General features: G+C 52.8%; 9 protein-coding genes. 1 reads left to right on the top strand and 8 read right to left on the bottom strand.

The features are described from left to right. Nucleotides 1-31: 31 nt before the first annotated feature. From H8L32_RS09940 to H8L32_RS09920, 5 genes are read right to left on the bottom strand one after another with little or no spacing between them, the layout of a single operon-like run. Entirely contained in the window at nucleotides 32-1,318 is a 1,287-nt protein-coding gene (locus H8L32_RS09940) for a dihydroorotase (RefSeq protein ID WP_186947031.1), read from the bottom strand. A gap of 7 nt (nucleotides 1,319-1,325) precedes the next feature. Then, on the bottom strand, nucleotides 1,326-2,297 hold the full coding sequence (locus H8L32_RS09935) for an aspartate carbamoyltransferase catalytic subunit (protein WP_186947030.1): 972 nt from the start codon (nucleotides 2,295-2,297) through the stop codon (nucleotides 1,326-1,328). Next, nucleotides 2,290-2,802: a bifunctional pyr operon transcriptional regulator/uracil phosphoribosyltransferase PyrR gene (pyrR, locus tag H8L32_RS09930; RefSeq protein ID WP_186947029.1), complete on the bottom strand. Its 513-nt coding sequence runs from the start codon at nucleotides 2,800-2,802 to the stop codon at nucleotides 2,290-2,292. Before pyrR ends, H8L32_RS09935 begins: the two co-directional genes overlap by 8 nt. Beyond that, nucleotides 2,799-3,194: a Holliday junction resolvase RuvX gene (ruvX, locus tag H8L32_RS09925; RefSeq protein WP_186947028.1), complete on the bottom strand. Its 396-nt coding sequence runs from the start codon at nucleotides 3,192-3,194 to the stop codon at nucleotides 2,799-2,801. The genes pyrR and ruvX overlap by 4 nt, the downstream gene beginning before the upstream one ends. Next, on the bottom strand, nucleotides 3,194-3,874 hold the full coding sequence (locus H8L32_RS09920; RefSeq protein WP_186947027.1) for a YqgE/AlgH family protein: 681 nt from the start codon (nucleotides 3,872-3,874) through the stop codon (nucleotides 3,194-3,196). Before H8L32_RS09920 ends, ruvX begins: the two co-directional genes overlap by 1 nt. Nucleotides 3,875-4,000: 126 nt before the next feature. Here H8L32_RS09920 and H8L32_RS09915 point away from each other — a divergent pair, with 126 nt between their 5' ends. Continuing rightward, entirely contained in the window at nucleotides 4,001-5,491 is a 1,491-nt protein-coding gene (locus H8L32_RS09915) for a cryptochrome/photolyase family protein (protein ID WP_186947026.1), read from the top strand. 634 nt (nucleotides 5,492-6,125) lie between these two features. Here H8L32_RS09915 and H8L32_RS27705 read toward each other — a convergent pair. The 3 genes from H8L32_RS27705 to H8L32_RS09895 all read right to left on the bottom strand — a co-directional run bounded on the left by H8L32_RS27705 (nucleotide 6,126) and on the right by H8L32_RS09895 (nucleotide 16,202). Next, nucleotides 6,126-12,974, bottom strand: a complete 6,849-nt coding sequence (locus tag H8L32_RS27705; protein WP_230412140.1) for a hybrid sensor histidine kinase/response regulator — start codon at nucleotides 12,972-12,974, stop codon at nucleotides 6,126-6,128. A 252-nt stretch (nucleotides 12,975-13,226) separates the two neighbouring features. Next, a complete protein-coding gene (locus tag H8L32_RS09900; RefSeq protein ID WP_186947025.1) occupies nucleotides 13,227-15,557 on the bottom strand; it encodes a methyl-accepting chemotaxis protein in 2,331 nt (776 codons plus the stop codon). 60 nt (nucleotides 15,558-15,617) lie between these two features. Continuing rightward, a complete protein-coding gene (locus H8L32_RS09895; protein ID WP_230412139.1) occupies nucleotides 15,618-16,202 on the bottom strand; it encodes a chemotaxis protein CheW in 585 nt (194 codons plus the stop codon). Between the last annotated feature and the right edge of the window lie 36 nt (nucleotides 16,203-16,238).

Below are 16,238 nucleotides of genomic sequence, written 5' to 3'. Positions count from 1 at the left end.
TCAGAAAACCGTCTGACCCGTGATCGCTACATCAATGCAAAGTATCAAACGCCACATGCCCTGACACGATCGTTGCCTTCACCACACCCGGCAATTCATAACCGAGGAAAGGCGTATGCTTGCCCTGGCTGGCGAGGGTTTTTGCTTCCACTTTCCAGCGTGTAGCCGGATCAAAGATGCAAATGTCGGCGGCATGTCCAACTGCGATTTGCCCGGCAGGCACGCCTGCCACCCTGGCAGCATGCTGGCTGATCTTCGACAAGGCCAGGGTCAGGCTGACTTCACCGCGACTGTCTTCTGCCCATTTCAGTGCCAGCGACAACAATAATTCCAGACCCGTTGCGCCCGGAGACGCTTCGGCGAAAGGCAGCAACTTTTCATCATCATCGACTGGTGTATGGTCGGAACAGATCGCATCTATCGTGCCATCCTTCAATGCCGCACTGATGGCATCGCGGTCACGCTGGCTGCGCAAAGGTGGTGTCAGACGTGCATTCGAATCGAAGAAGCCAATATCCGCATCGGTCAGGTGCACATGATGGGCACCGACATCACAGGTCAGGGCCAGGCCTTCTTTCTTCGCTTTGCGCACCAGATCAAGACCTGCAGCAGACGAGATACGGCACAGGTGCACTTTGGCATTGGTAGCGCGCATGAGTTCAAACAGGGTGTGCAGGGCAATCGTCTCGGCCATGACGGGCACGCCAGACAAACCCAGGCGCGACGCCAAAGGACCACTATGTGCCACACCGCCCTTGCCTATATATGCATCTTGCGGACGCAGCCAGACGGTGAAACCAAAGGTGGCGGCATAATCCAGCGCCCTTTGCAAAGTATTGGTATTGGCGATGGTTTCTTCAGCCTGCGAGAAACCGATACAACCAGCCTCTGTCAGTTCCGCCATTTCGGTCAGGGATTCTCCCTTCAGGCCGACGGTCAGTGCTCCCAGCGGATACACGTGCGCCTTGTTTTGCATGCGTGCTCTTTGCTTGAGCATTTCGACCAGACCGGATTCATCCAGCACCGGGTCGGTATCCGGTGGGCAGACCAGGCTGGTGACACCACCGCGCATGGCCGCCTGCAATTCGGATTCCAGTGTGGCCTTGTATTCAAAGCCAGGTTCACGCAGGCGGGCACTGAGGTCGACCAGACCGGGTGCCACCACCAGGCCAGTGGCATCGACAATTTTATTGGCAATAAAGTCGGCAGGTGCCTGACCGATGGCAACAACTTTGCCAGCGGCGATAAATACGTCCTGTACTGCATCTGTTCCACTTGCCGGGTCAATCACGCGGCCATTCCTGATATGTATTTTCATAGTTTCCTCATACCCCGCCGCTGTTGCCAGCCACGATGCTCATGACGGCCATGCGCACGGCAATACCAAACGTGACCTGCGGCAGGATGACTGCCTGTGGACCATCGGCCACGGCTGAATCAATTTCCACACCACGGTTCATCGGCCCCGGATGCATGACGATGGCACCTGGCCTGGCCAGCGCCAGACGTTCTGGTGTCAGGCCATAGCTCTTGAAATATTCCTGTGCAGAGGGCAGCAAAGCCCCACTCATGCGCTCATTTTGCAGACGCAGCATGATGATCACATCAACGCCTTTCAGACCTTCGTTCATGTTGTTGAATACACGCACACCCATTTGCTCCAGACCACCGGGCAACAGGGTACGCGGACCAATGACGCGCACTTCCGGCACGCCCAGCGTGGTCAGTGCATGGATGTCAGAACGCGCCACACGGCTGTGCAGGACGTCACCAACGATGGCGACCGTCAGGTTGGTGAAGTCTTTTTTGTAGTGGCGTATGGTGTACATGTCCAGCAAACCCTGGGTAGGGTGGGCATGACGGCCATCACCGGCATTCACCACATGCACATGATGCTGTCTGGTGTCGTTCAGATGTTTGGCGATCAGGAAAGGTGCACCGGATGTCGCATGGCGCACGACGAACATGTCGGCATGCATGGCCGCCAGGTTGTCTATGGTATCGAGCAGGGATTCACCCTTGCTGGTACTGGACGCAGCGATATTCAGATTGATGACATCCGCGGACAAACGTTTGGAGGCAATTTCAAACGTGGTGCGGGTACGTGTGGAATTTTCAAAGAACAGATTGAACACGCTTTTGCCACGCATCAGCGGTACTTTCTTGACTTCCCTGTCGCTGACACTGACGAAGGAAGAAGCGGTATCCAGGATATGGTTGACGATGGCTTTCGGCAAGCCATCTATGGTCAGCAAATGCTGAAGTTCGCCGTGTTTATTGAGCTGGGGATTATGCATGGTCAATAGAGATGCTGAGTGTGCCATCGTCTGCACGCTGCAGATTGACAGAGACGGCGGGTTCAAATGGGGCAGCGTAGGCAACAAAGTCGGCAGCAACCGGCAATTCACGGCCACCGCGATCAACCAGGGTTGCCAGCATGATGCGGGCCGGGCGACCATAATCAAATAACTCATTGATCGCAGCACGGGTGGTACGACCGGTGTACAGCACATCATCCACCAGGATGATGTGGGCACCATTCACATCAAAGGGAATATGGGTGGGTTTGACTTCGGCATGCAGGCCTTTGGCCGCATAGTCATCACGATAAAAGGAAACATCGATGAAGCCTGCCTTGTCTTTCAGGCCCAGATCAGTCACCAGGCGTTCAGCGATCCAGGCACCACCAGAGTAAATGCCGACAATGGCGAGATGCTCCTGTACGGCTGCATGGGGCCGTATCTGATTCAAAAGTTGCTGGTACAGTGCTTCTGCATCCAGGCTGAGGTGTGGAGAAGTCATGGCGTTTCATCAAAATATTGTTGCAGGATAAGGGCAGCCGCATCATCGTCGATAAATTCGCCGCGTCGCGCATCCAGCACGGCGGAAGAATAGCGTTCATCCACCAGTACGGCGGGCACATTGAAGCGGCCATTGATCTGATTGGCAAAACGCTTGCAGCGCTGTGTCATTTCATTGTCTGCGCCATCAGGATGCATGGGCAGGCCGACCACGCAGAGCACGGGTTGCCATTGTTCTATCAGACGGCTGATTTCGGCAAACTTGCCGTCATTGGTGGGGGCGTGAATAATGCTTAATGCTTCTGCCTGGCGCAGAAAGGTATTTCCAACGGCAACGCCTATGCGTTTCAAACCAAAGTCAAATGCAAGGACGGTACCATCACTCGCAGCCATCAGGCGTGTCCCGCATCGGCAGCCAGCATCATGGGGTCGATGCCCAGCAGTTTGATGGCAGCGGCAAAGCGCTCTTCCATCGGCAGATCAAACATGATACTGGCATCGGCCGCCACGGTCAGCCAGCCATTCGCCAGGATTTCCTGTTCCAGCTGACCTGCACTCCAGCCGGCATAGCCGACACTGATGAGCACCTGCTCCGGACCATCACCGGCAGCCACGGCTTCCAGTACATCTCTTGAAGTGGTAAAGGCAATGTCATCTGTTACCTTGAGGGAAGATGAATATTTGCCAGGCGGTGTGTGTAACACAAAACCACGGTCATCCTGCACCGGGCCACCAAACATGACCGGGCGTTTGCCTATGGGGTGAGAATCGGGGATGATTTCCAGCTTCAGATCTATGCGATCAAACAGGCCAGCTACCGTCAGATCTGTAGGACGATTGATGACCATGCCCATGGCACCGCGGGCACTATGCTCGCACAGGTAAATGACCGTGCCGCCAAAAATGGGGTCAAGCATGGAGGGCATTGCGATCAGGAAATGATTCGTCAGATTCAATTCCAAATTGGCATCGTCTTCAGTTTTCACTTTGAACTTGTGTTTGGCAGTCAGTGATGCAGACTGCGTTGCCTCATCGTGCAGATTGGTATGTAAGGATTTTGTTTGCTTCGCCATATCCGCATTTTAGCATTTTTAGCGTGTTTTTTCGATGTGTGCTAAGGTGCCGCATAGCGTTTTAGTCACACTTTGCACCTCCCCCATTTAGTTGATTTAGTTCATTTAGTTCACCTGATTTCTCTCATGCAAGAAAATAAACTTCGTTTTCAACGTTCCCTGGTCTGGTTCAGGCGGGATTTGCGCAATGTTGACCATGCAGCACTGCATCATGCCTTGCGGCAAAGTGACAGTGTCTTCTGCGCTTTCATTTTTGATGAAAAAATATTAAATGATTTACCCGACAATGACAGACGCGTCGCTTTCATCCATGAAAGCCTGAGCGAACTGGCAAAGTCGCTGGAACAGATGGGCGGTGGCCTGATCGTGCGTCATGCCCAGGCAGAAGAGGAAATACCACGACTGGCCCGTGAACTGGGTGTTGATGCCGTGTTCACCAACCGTGACTATGAACCACAGGCAAAGCTGCGTGACACGACCGTAGAACAAAGTTTATTAGCAAGCAACTGCGCTTTCTTCAGCTACAAGGACCAGGTCATCTTTGAAAAAGAAGAGGTCTTGTCGCTGGCAGGCACACCATTTTCAGTGTTCACACCGTATAAAAATGCCTGGCTGAAAAAGTTTTATGCAGATACCAGCGATTTTTATTCACGTGCTTACCCCATAGAAAAATATGCCCATAAGCTGGCCCGGCCAGCCGCAAGCGGCATACCCAGTCTGGCGGAACTGGGCTTTCCTGCAGCCGCTGAAAGACGCATGCCGGTTGCTGCCGGCATGACTGGCGCAAGCCAGTTGCTGGATGATTTTATGGGACGCATGAAACTGTATGACCAGTCGCGCGACTTCCCTGCCATCAAGGGGCCGTCTTACCTGTCAGTACATTTACGCTTCGGCACCATATCCATCCGCCATCTGGTGCAGGAAGCCATACAGCAAATGCGCATTGCCGCCAATCGTGGTGCCGAAATCTGGTTATCTGAACTGATCTGGCGTGATTTTTACTTCATGATCCTGCACCACCACCCACATGTCGCCAACCGTTCCTTCAAACCCGATTACGATGCCATACGATGGGAAACCGGCCCCCAGGCCGATGCCCATTTCAACGCCTGGTGCGAAGGCCGCACCGGCTACCCGCTGGTCGATGCCGCCATGCTGCAACTGAACCAGACCGGCTATATGCACAACCGCCTGCGCATGGTCACTGCCTGCTTCCTGATCAAAGACCTGGGCATAGACTGGCGCCGCGGCGAAGCCTATTTCGCCGAACACCTGAACGACTTCGACCTGTCCGCCAACAACGGCGGCTGGCAATGGGCATCCTCCTCCGGCTGCGACGCCCAACCTTACTTCCGCATTTTCAACCCCATCACCCAATCAGAAAAATTCGACACCGAAGGCAAGTTCATCAAACGCTACCTGCCACAGTTGGCCAAACTGGACAAACGCAGCATCCATGCACCATGGAAAGCCGCACCGCTATTGCTGGAGCAGGCTGGGGTCAAAATAGGCAAGGATTACCCGTTTCCAGTTGTCGAACACGACGTAGCACGCAAGCAGACTTTGACGCGGTATGCTGTGGTGAAGAAGGTGGCTACGCATGAAGGGGATGAGTAAAACTAGAGAGCTACCCAATCTATACCTGTAGCAATTTGCAGTTGTTGGTTTTGACCTTGGGGTTGCTGTTGCTTTTGAAGTTGCTTTTGACTTTAATCCGCTTGGGACGCTGCAATTTGTGCGTCACAGAAAATGGATCAGAAAGCTTCGTGTTTGAGCGAAGCGAGTTTCGAAGCTTTCCCATTTTTTGTGATGCACAAATTGTGCTGAAGCGTAGCGTAAGCACCCGAAGGGCAAGTCTGCGGTCGCCTTTTCTTTGGATACTTGCTTTTGGCGACGCAAAAGAAAGTATCTCGGCCGCCGGGCCGAGACCCGGCTTGGTTCTACGAAGGGCAATCGCTTCAATAAAGACTCAAGTATGCAACGAACGCCACTGGGCTCCAGCCTAAAAACATGCTGGAGCGACGTTACCAAGTTTACGGTCGTTCAATTCATGCGCATTGCTAACCGCATAGGAGCTAGGAACTAGAAACTAGGAACTAGAAACTAGAAACTAGAAACTAGAAACTAGAAACTAGAAGTTAAAAACTAAAAGCTAAAAAATACAAACACAAGCAAAGACGAACACAAGACAAAAACAAAAAAAGCAGAGATCACTCTCTGCTTTTTTAGTAGCTATAAGCCTGCAGCGTACTTACACGATCACCGCCGCATCCTTACCCACAAACCCCATAATCGCCCCCAACAGATCATCCTCTTGATAAGGCTTACCAAAGTACTCATTCACACCGAGTTCTTTCGCATAATTGCGGTGTTTATCCGCAGTACGCGAGGTAATCATGATGATAGGGATATGGCTGGTACGTGCATCGCTGCGTACGTTACGTGTCAGATCGAAACCATCCATGCGTGGCATTTCAATATCTACCAGCATGACATCAGGCGTGACCGATTGCAGTTGTTCCAGCGCATCGATACCATCTTTTGCCAGGATAACCTGATAACCTTCACGCGCCAGCAAACGCTGGGTCACGCGACGTACAGTCAGGGAATCATCGACCACCATGACAGTATGCTGGGTACGCAGACCCTGTACCGGTTCGGATTTGGCCTGTGCCGCTTCAGTTGGCGCATGCAGATTGGCAACGGCACCCAGATCAGGTGTAGCTTCGGCACCCAGATGTTGCAGGCGAGCGTGCTCGTGTTCCATCCTGTGTGCCAGTGGTACCGGATTCAGAATCAACACGATCTCACCGGAACCCAGTACCGTGGCACCGGCAATCCCGGTCATACGTGCCAGTTGCGGGCCAATGTTTTTAACCACGACCTCGCGGTTACCGACGATATCATCGACGTGAATGGCAACCCTTTCACCACCACTCTTCATGATCAGCAAAGGTGTGTATTGCTGTGTGATCGGTGTGGCATCATCCTGACCCAGCATGGAAGAGAGGTAATACAGCGTCACACGCTGGCCCTGCCACATGACAGCACCTTCGTTGTAGGCATTGGCAAGTGCTGTCGACTTCAGTTGCTGTACCTGTTCAACCAGTACTGACGGTACGGCGAAGGTACGACCACCGGAACTCAGCAGTACAACCTGGGTTACGGCCAGTGTCAACGGCAGGCGAATGGTGAATTCTGCGCCCTTGCCTTCGTTGGTGGTCACTTCTACGCGACCACCGAGCGAGGCAGCTTCGGAACGGACCACGTCCATACCGACGCCGCGACCGGCAAGTTCGGTAATTTCGGTTGCAGTCGAGAAGCCCGGTTCGAAAATCATATTGGCTGTTTCCAGCTCACCCGGATTGTCTTCATTCGTGATCAAACCAACTGACAGGGCTTTTTCACGGATGCGTTTCAGGTTCAGGCCCTGGCCGTCATCGCTGAAGCGGATCACGACTTCGTTACCTTCCTGACGGATTTCAATCAGCAATTCGCCGGTTTCTTCTTTGCCATTATTGCGTCGTTGCTCACGGGTTTCAATACCGTGGACAATGGCGTTACGCAACAAGTGTTCAAATGGACCAGCCATTTTTTCCAGAACACCCCTATCCATTTCCACCGTCGCACCGCGAATATCCAGATTCACGCGCTTGTCGACTTCTTTGGAAGTCTGCCGCGTCACGCGATACAGACGTTCGGAAATACTGGCGAACGGGATCATGCGCACACGCATCAGATCCTGTTGCAGATCACGTGTCAAACGTGCCTGTACCAACAGATCGTTCGATGCGCCATCAATGGTGCGGGTAAGGTTGGTCTGCACGGTGGCCACGTCGCTGACGCTTTCGGCCATCATGCGTGTCAATTCTTGCAGGCGGGTAAAGCGGTCAAATTCCAGCGGATCAAATTCACGGTCAGCAGAGTGTGCCATGCGTGATGTGATCTGGGTTTCTGCCTGAATCTCGACTTCACGCAACTGGTCGCGCAGACGATTGACGTTTTCAGTCAATTCGCTGAGAGACGAGCGCAAGGTGCTGACTTCATTCTCCAGACGTGAACGCGAGATCGACACCTCACCGGCCTGATTGACCAGGCGATCCAGGATATCGGCACGTACACGCACCAGCGTGACTGGCGCGCCAGGTGCTGCCGGTGTATTGGCGGCAGGTGCCACTGCTGCCGATGGCAGAGAACGCGTCATGACCGGCATGACTGGCGTCAGGTTGACCAGCTCATTTTTAACAACAGGCTGCTCTATGGTGTTGGCTGCCAGTTGATCCTGGAACTGATCCAGCTCTTGCGCAGTAGTCAGTACGGTATCGACTGGTGCCGGTGCAGCATAGGCTTCCGGATGTATCAGGCGATCAAACAAGTGCATGCTGTGATCGTGACGTGCCATCAGGTCATCCAACAAAGAGGCACGTACTGCGCTGCCGCCATGCATCAGACTTTCGATACGCGACTCCATGTCATGGATATGCTGACCCAGACCCATCGCACCAGCCATCCTTGCACTACCTTTAATGGTATGCATCAGACGGGCTATAGATTGTGGAATGGCGCTGTCGTCCGGCTGTTGCTGCCATGAGCGCAGCAATTGCCCAACCATAGGCAAAAGATCATTACCTTCTTCTATGAAGACTGGCAACAGGTCCATATCCAGATCATCTTTGATCTGGATACCCTGATCTGCAATTGCAGGCACATAGTCATTCGCAGCGACAGGTTCTGGCGCTGCTGGCTGGACTACGGGTGCAATGGATACCACCGGAGCCAGTGGTTCTTTTGGTGCTTGCGGTTCTTCAACTGAGGCGATCGCTGCGACTTCCGGCGCTGGCAAGATGTCTTCGGCTGGCAACGCATGTTCAACTTCCACATGCACAGGCATTTCTGGTGCGTCATGCAAAACAGGGATGTCAGACGCTTCCGGCGCATGGGTCACTTCAGACAAAGCTGTTGCGGTATCAACCAGCACCAGCTCTGGCACGGTGGCTTCTGCTTCAATGACCGGTGTCGCCAGGACCAGCTCTTCTGGCAAGGCCAGCGCAGGTTCGTCCGCGACAGATAATGCTTCTACAGGCTCAGCTTCTAAAGGCTCAACTTCTAAAGGCTCAACTTCTTCTGGCAGCGATGCAACGATCAATTCCTCTGGTTCTGCTGGCAGCAGATCAGCGGGTGCTGGCAGTTCTTCCAGCGATATTGCATCTTCGCCCTGAGACAAAATGTCCAGATCCAATTTTTCATTGGTCGAAGTCAGATACTCTTCATCCACACCCGCGTTGGAGCGCTCGATAACGGCCTGTAACAGGCGTTCAAGTTCACGGATATCTTCGGGCGCTGGTGCTGCCATTTCGGACAAGGCAAACTTTTGCAGCATGCGCTTGGCTGATTCCAGCGAATGATCGAGCACGTCATATTCGTTGTCAAACAGGGTAACCGGATGACGTTCCAGACGTTGCAGGACAAATTCAAGACTATGTGCCAACTCTTGCAAAGGCTTCAATCCTACCGTGGCAGAACTGCCAGCCAGCGAGTGGCTGGCATGGATCGCATGGGTGGACACGTGGCGATGCGGTTCATGTCGCCATTCGGCAAAATCCTGCACCAGGAAACGCACGATTTCATCGGTCTCTGCCATGTAGATAGAGTACAGGGGCAGGCTGATTTCAATATCACCTATACGTTTGACGTTGTCGTCAATATCGGATATCGGTGCAGACAAATCGGGGAAGTCTATGATTTGTGCAGTAGCCACTTCCACCGGGGTGTGCTGAATAGCTGCTTCAGTCTCGACGACGGCAGGGACCTCAGACAGCTCTACCACATCGGCAGGCGCCACATCAGCCAGGGCAGTAATTTCTTCCGGAACCGGGATATCGCTTGTGCTTAAGATGTCTTCTGCCACCAGCGGTTCGGCAACGACTGCATCCACCACGTCTGGCAGCAAGATATCACTGGCTACGGCTGGCAACTCTTCTTCAACTGGCAATGCATCCAGCGTCAGCGTTTCTGCAACCGGCAGGGCCAGCAAATCTTCGGCCTTCAGTAGTGGCTCATGCAGCGGCTCAGGTATTGGCTCAGGTATTGGCTCATGTATTGGCTCAGACAGTGCCGCATCATGAGCGACTGCTTCAGCCTCTGTAATCACATCAGCAGCAATTTCAGCAGCCGCTTCTGGCAGTATGGCTTCGACATGCAAGTCTGGTACCTGGAGCGCTTCAAGCGTTTCAGGCACTGCAGAGACTTCTTCAGCCACTGTTTCGCTGACTGCTATACCCACGTCTGCGACTGGCAAATCATCAAATGCAGCCAGTTCCAGTGGGGCGGCAGTGATAGCCTCTTCAACGACTGCCGGCAATTCTTCCACGACAGACAGCGCAAGTGCTTCGATAACAAGCGGTTCTTCAGGTGCAATAAGCAATTCCGGCACAGATACTTCTGCCACCGGCAGTTCAGCAACAAGAGGAACTGGTTCAGCGATGACTTCCTCAGCAATTGCCGCAGTAACTGACTCTTTCACTGAATCTGTAGCTGGTTCCGCAGTGTGCTCACTCACTGCCTCACTCATTGGCTCCCTGACCGTTTCACTGACCAGTTCAGCTACCGGTTTGGCAACGAGAGCGGCAGCAGCAAGCTCTGCTACCGATGCCACTGCTGCCACTTCGCTTACCGCCGGTACTTCTGGCTCATCGGTGTAACCCAGGCCAGCCTTGACACGTTCAGCAGCAGCGATAATACGGGCACCAGTGCGTGGTGAAGTGCCATTCAGTTTCAGCTCTTCAACCCACTCCACCATTTCGCCGGAAGTATGTTCAAGCAGGGAGTACAAACTTTCTTCGCCATCACGAGACTCTGACAACCAGAGATTCATGACCTGTTCTATGCTCCATGCGGTTTCGCCAAACACATTCAGGCCGACCATGCGACCACTGCCCTTGAGTGTATGGAAAGAGCGACGCAGGCTGGTCAGGTATTCCTGATTGTCCGGATCTTTTCTGGACAGAGGCAAAGTGCTCTGGACAAACGCCAGGACCTCTTCTGCTTCCATCAGGAAGATTTCCAGCAATTCGGCATCGATTGCATCATCCGCTTCGGCCGTGTCTTCAACCGCAGCAGCAACGACTGCTGCTGGAGCCACCTGTATGGTGGTAGCGACCAGCTCTGGCAATGCGTCTGCCGTGCCGGACTCTTCTGTGACAGGTGCCAGTGTATCTTGTGAATGAAGTGCTTCCTGTGCTGCTTGCTGCGCTTCATGCTGTAACTCGTGCTGCAATTCATGCGCCGTTTCTTCTTCCGGCAGATGGATGTCAGCACTAGGCAGCAATTCTTTGGCTGCCTGTGCTTCCAGCAGATTGGAACGGAACACACCTGCTTCATGATCGAAGCTGAATTTTTTCTTGACGGTATCCGGCTGCGACTGCAGGGTCTCGATGAAGAAAGACAGCGCACCTATGTTTTGTGCCACATTCTGGTGTGCAGCTACCTGCGCATCACCCTGGGCAGTTGCATCGCCTTCTTCCTGACTGGCAAACTGCGCAATCAGTTGCCGCGTATGTTCCACGGCAGCCATGGCATCATCCTGATCCAGGATGGCGAGCGCACCACCAACCTGATGCAAGACGCCATCAATCGGTTTCAGGGTGTCTTTATTGGCTGGCGTACGGAAATATTCGTCCAGAATTTTTTCTATATGACGCAAGCTTGATTGCATCTCTGCCACCAGCACGCCGACGGTCTGGCGTTGCTGCGCCTCGCGCGAGATTTCACCCATCCAGCTGGACTGGGTTTGCGGCACCTGCCCGGATACGACAGACAGCAGGCGCTTGGTGATTTCTTCGGCACGTTCGGCAAAATTTGTCGGCAAGCGTGTCACATTATCCAGCGCATGCTCCACAAACAGCAGGCTGGTTGCCAGTTCCAGGCCCATTTTGCTGCCATCTGGCGAATGCGCCACACTGCGGGCGATTCCATTCAGTTCACGTAATAATTTCGACAGGGCTGGCGCGTTCAAACCGGCACCAGTCTCTGACAGATCATTCATTTTCTGGGAGAACTTGTCTGCCAGGCCATTTTCGCCATTGGCAATCCTGCCCCACAGATTCTTGACGGCAGACAGTTGTTCTTTTGCCGTTGTTTGCGCACCAGCAGTGATCTGACCATAATTTTTTTGGTCATAGTCAGCAGGAACCGTATTATCCAGTTGATAGGCCTTGCGGATGCGGGCTACAAATGGTGACGGGGATTCAACCTGGGCCAGGAAAAACAGGGTATCGCACAACAAGCGTTCGGGAATGGCTGCAGTACCTTCCACCAGACGGCGTATCTGTAAATTGATGCGACCAAATATCTGTTTTGCGTGTTGTTGATTGCTTTCAAAACCAGCATGGCCAACCGAGTCAACAAAAGCACGCATGACCACCCAGAATGCTTTTGCCTGGGAATTACTTTGGCCTTGTTCGATCTCTGACAACAGATCATGCATGGATTGTGCAGCAATACTTTGTTGCGTCTTGTCTTTGCTGGTCAGTACGGTCAACAGCAATTTTTCAAAGCGTTGGCGCAAGGTAGCAATATTGATGGCAGACGGTTTGCTGCTGACAGCCAGTTCAGGAATCTGTTCCTTGGCGTACAGCGAAGGAAAAAACAGATCAGCAGGATGAATTCTTTCCGAGCCCTTCAATTCCAGCAGGCCACGATAGTACGGAAACAGACGCACCGGCTGATGTGGTGAACCGGATAACAGATCTTCCAGGTAGCGCAAGACTGCATGAAAAGCATCCACGATGACTTCGACATGCGCTGCTGTCATTTCCAGCTGACCGCTTTGCAGACGTTCGAGTAATTCTTCTATCGTTTCTGTGACGACGGATACACCATCGATATCAACAATCTGCAAGGCACCATGGGCCTGATGCAGATAACTTTTCGCATGCAAAATGGTCGTCGGGCGGGCTTCAGCATCTTGGGCAAGCGCATCTTTGAGCATCTTCCCAGCGTTCGTGATGGCTTCCCGCACTTCTCCCATCACCCAGGAAAGCGGTCCGATGTCGAACTGTTCCTGTGGAAGATCTGGCGATTTTGAAAAATCGGATGTCATGCGTACTCCGCAAACTCAGGGGCAATGAACCGCAGTTCATTGCCGTGCAAATATGATAGGGTTGCAGCTAGTGCACTATAACAGTTGAAAGCGTAACTGAAGGGCATGTGCCCGGCGAACCAGAGTAAGGCGCAAAACCTAGCGATAGCTGGGCTATCGCGAGTATTTGCAACGCAGCACTGGTCGGCGCGCGCATGGCAGGCACTTCGCTTTTCACTGTTACAGTTCACTCTCACAACCGGGGCGTGAAAATCAGGCAGCAACCCGGAACCGTGACACAGAGTTCTTGAGTTCTTCAGCCAGCATGGACAATTCCTTAATGGAAACCGCAGTTTGCTGCGTACCATGCTGGGTTTGCTCGGTGATCGTCAAAATATGCTGAATATTTTGTGCCACGCCGTTAGCTGATGTCGCCTGTTGTTCCGTCGCCAGCGAGATACCTTGAATCAGTTCCGCCAGACGGTTGGAAACGCTACGGATTTCAGACAAGGCCGTACCCGCCGCATCTGACAGTTTCGCTCCCTCAACCACACCCTGAGTGGATTTTTCCATCGCGGCAACCGCGTCATGGGTATCCGTTTGAATCGTACGCACCAGCGCACCAATCTGCTTGGTCGCTTCAGCCGAACGTTCCGCCAGACGCTGAACCTCTTCCGCAACCACCGAGAAGCCTCGACCCGCTTCACCCGCAGATGCCGCCTGAATCGCTGCATTCAGCGCCAGAACGTTGGTTTGTTCAGTAATGTCGGAAATCAGTTCAGTGATCTCACCAATCTCCTGGGAAGATTCACCCAGTCGTTTAATACGTTTGGAAGTTTCTTGGATTTGTTCGCGAATCTCGTTCATACCCTTGATCGCGTTTTCCACCGCATGCGCACCTTGCTCCGCCGCAGCAACCGATTGACGCGCAACCTCGGCAGATTCATTCGCAGAGCGGGAAACGTCGGTAATATCTGCCGCCATCGTCAAAACCACCTGACCGGCATCACTGATCTCACGTGATTGCTGTTCAGAAGCGTTCAACAAATCGGTAGAAATATTCTGCGCCTGATTGGACGCTGACGTAACCTGTTCTGCCGTGGTCGTTACACGACCAACCAGACCGCGCAACTCTTCCACCGTATAGTTAACCGAGTCGGCAATCGCGCCCGTGATATCTTCCGAAACCGTCGCCTGCACTGTCAAGTCACCATCCGCAACCTCTTGCAATTCATTCATCAGTCGCAAAATCGCAGCCTGGTTCTGATCGTTAGCGGCCTTGGCTTCTTCCTCTTGTTTCTGCGCCTGCATCATCTGTGCACCGGCTTCCAGACGGCGTTCATTCGCCTCTTTTGCGCGGTTACGGCTATCCTGCAACAGTACCAGCGCAACACCAACCGCAGCCAGCAAGGCAACGACGGCACTAACCAGCATCAGCCAGAAAGAGATGCTGGTGGAATCCTGCTGGGCGGTATAGTTTTTTTGCAGCTTATTGAGTTTGTTTTTCAAATCTTCATTTTCATTAAACAGCAATTGTTCCGACTGTTTGGCAGCAATGAAGTTTTGCAGGTTACCCAGAATGCTGGATACAAAAACCTGGTATTCACTAAACGTTTTTTGCAGTTCTGTGAGCTTGTCGCGTGTATCTGCATCTTTGGTTGCTGTCAGGCGCAATACATCACTGCCTTTCAGGAAGCCATCGACCAGATCACGGAAAGTATTCGTATCCTTACCCAGCAGGAATGCCGTTTCAGGATTAACACCCTCAGAGGTCAAAAATTCATTCGCACTACGACCCAGACGCTGGGTCAACATGACCAGCTGACCGGCAGCATTAATTTCACGCGCAGAACCACCGCCCTGTACTTTCAGGGTGGAAATCTGTTCTGTCAGTTCCAGCAGCAAAGGTGACAGGGCATTCATTTTTTGCAGCGTCTGACCGAAACCTGTCAGTTCTTTCTGACGGTTCAGGATCGTTTCCGCAGCCTTGTTGGAATTACCCCAGGCTTTTTGCGCTTCCTTGACGACCGGTTCCAGACTGGAGTCAGCTTTGTCAACGCTACGGCCCTGATAATTGCCACCATTTAACAGTATCGTCAAATCGTTGTTCATCTCGGCGCGGCTGTCTTTCAGCTGTTTAAACGCTTCGACGTTACCCTGAATCGCATTCGGTGCTGCTTTACCGATACGCTGTGAGTGCATCAGCGCCTCACCGGCGATCTGCGCCTGGGTAGAAATCAGGGAGGACTGGTTCGCATTCAGCCACACAAATACCGCACCCATCAGCAAGGCCAGCGCCATGATGATGGACAAGATACGCATCTGCTGTTGCAGGGACATGCGGCCAATGATAGGCAGGCGAATATCGCCGCCTTTTTCAAGCGCATCACCAATGAAGGTCGCGTCCGCTGGTGCTTCCGGCTTCACGGCCGGAACTTCTGCCGGTGCTACATGCACGGGCGCTTCTGGTGACAGCATTTTGACGTTGCTTGCTTCTTCAATTTCAATCGAATCAGCATTCCCGAACGACCTTGCCGTGCCTTCTGCTCCGTCAATTTCCGGATCTTCTTTTCCTTTGGACAAGAACGGTAGATTAAATGCCATTACTAAGTCTCCTAAACGATTGAAAAGCTATCAGCCTTGCTGCTAAATGTTGCATGCTGACTATAAACCTATTTGCAAAAAATCCTGATCCTGCACCAACATTGCCAGGCTGAGTTCGAACCATATATTGCCGTCACGGTCACGATATCTCTTTTTCAGCCAGACTTTATTTTCAAGATGCTCAGTTTCGGGCGGCAGCTCTTCCATTTCTGAAACAGCGCGCAACCCCAGAACCTGCGATACCAATAAACCACTATTGAATGCCATGCCGGGTGCAAACGCCACAATCCGGCATGAGCTATCCAGCTTGGTTGCATCCTTACCCTGAAAACGTGGCAGATCAACGACACCAGTCAAATTACCACGGATATTTGACAATCCTATATACCAGTCACGCGTCAGCGGCACCCTGGTCAGGGCACCGGCCGTAACGATCTCTCCGGCCTCACGCAAATCCAGCAGATAGCGGCCCTGCCCTATCATAATGCCGAGTTGGCTGAGTTTGGTATAGCCACCACGCTGGGCGGCCTGCATGCGTTCCAACAACTGCGCCTGAAATTCACGCAAGCGGGTACGACGCACACCCTTATCAGTTTTGACAACTTCCAGATTTGCTGCAGCAGGTTCACGCACAGTCTGATTCATGAGGCAATCCGAAGATATCTTTTATTTTAAGTACAA

This window comes from Undibacterium hunanense (assembly GCF_014284335.1).
In the GTDB taxonomy this organism is placed as follows: Bacteria; Pseudomonadota; Gammaproteobacteria; order Burkholderiales; family Burkholderiaceae_D; genus Undibacterium; species Undibacterium hunanense.
Note: the sequence above shows the minus strand (reverse complement) of the source record. Positions and strands in the feature narration are given on the sequence as shown.

What these genes read in the sequence shown, in the direction of transcription:
- H8L32_RS09895 (WP_230412139.1), bottom strand. Translation starts at nt 16,202, where the DNA reads ATGAATCAGACTGTGCGTGAACCTGCTGCAGCAAATCTGGAAGTTGTC.
- H8L32_RS09920 (WP_186947027.1), bottom strand. Translation starts at nt 3,874, where the DNA reads ATGGCGAAGCAAACAAAATCCTTACATACCAATCTGCACGATGAGGCA.
- H8L32_RS09900 (WP_186947025.1), bottom strand. Translation starts at nt 15,557, where the DNA reads ATGGCATTTAATCTACCGTTCTTGTCCAAAGGAAAAGAAGATCCGGAA.
- H8L32_RS27705 (WP_230412140.1), bottom strand. Translation starts at nt 12,974, where the DNA reads ATGACATCCGATTTTTCAAAATCGCCAGATCTTCCACAGGAACAGTTC.
- H8L32_RS09915 (WP_186947026.1), top strand. Translation starts at nt 4,001, where the DNA reads ATGCAAGAAAATAAACTTCGTTTTCAACGTTCCCTGGTCTGGTTCAGG.
- ruvX (WP_186947028.1), bottom strand. Translation starts at nt 3,194, where the DNA reads ATGGCTGCGAGTGATGGTACCGTCCTTGCATTTGACTTTGGTTTGAAA.
- pyrR (WP_186947029.1), bottom strand. Translation starts at nt 2,802, where the DNA reads ATGACTTCTCCACACCTCAGCCTGGATGCAGAAGCACTGTACCAGCAA.
- H8L32_RS09935 (WP_186947030.1), bottom strand. Translation starts at nt 2,297, where the DNA reads ATGCATAATCCCCAGCTCAATAAACACGGCGAACTTCAGCATTTGCTG.
- H8L32_RS09940 (WP_186947031.1), bottom strand. Translation starts at nt 1,318, where the DNA reads ATGAAAATACATATCAGGAATGGCCGCGTGATTGACCCGGCAAGTGGA.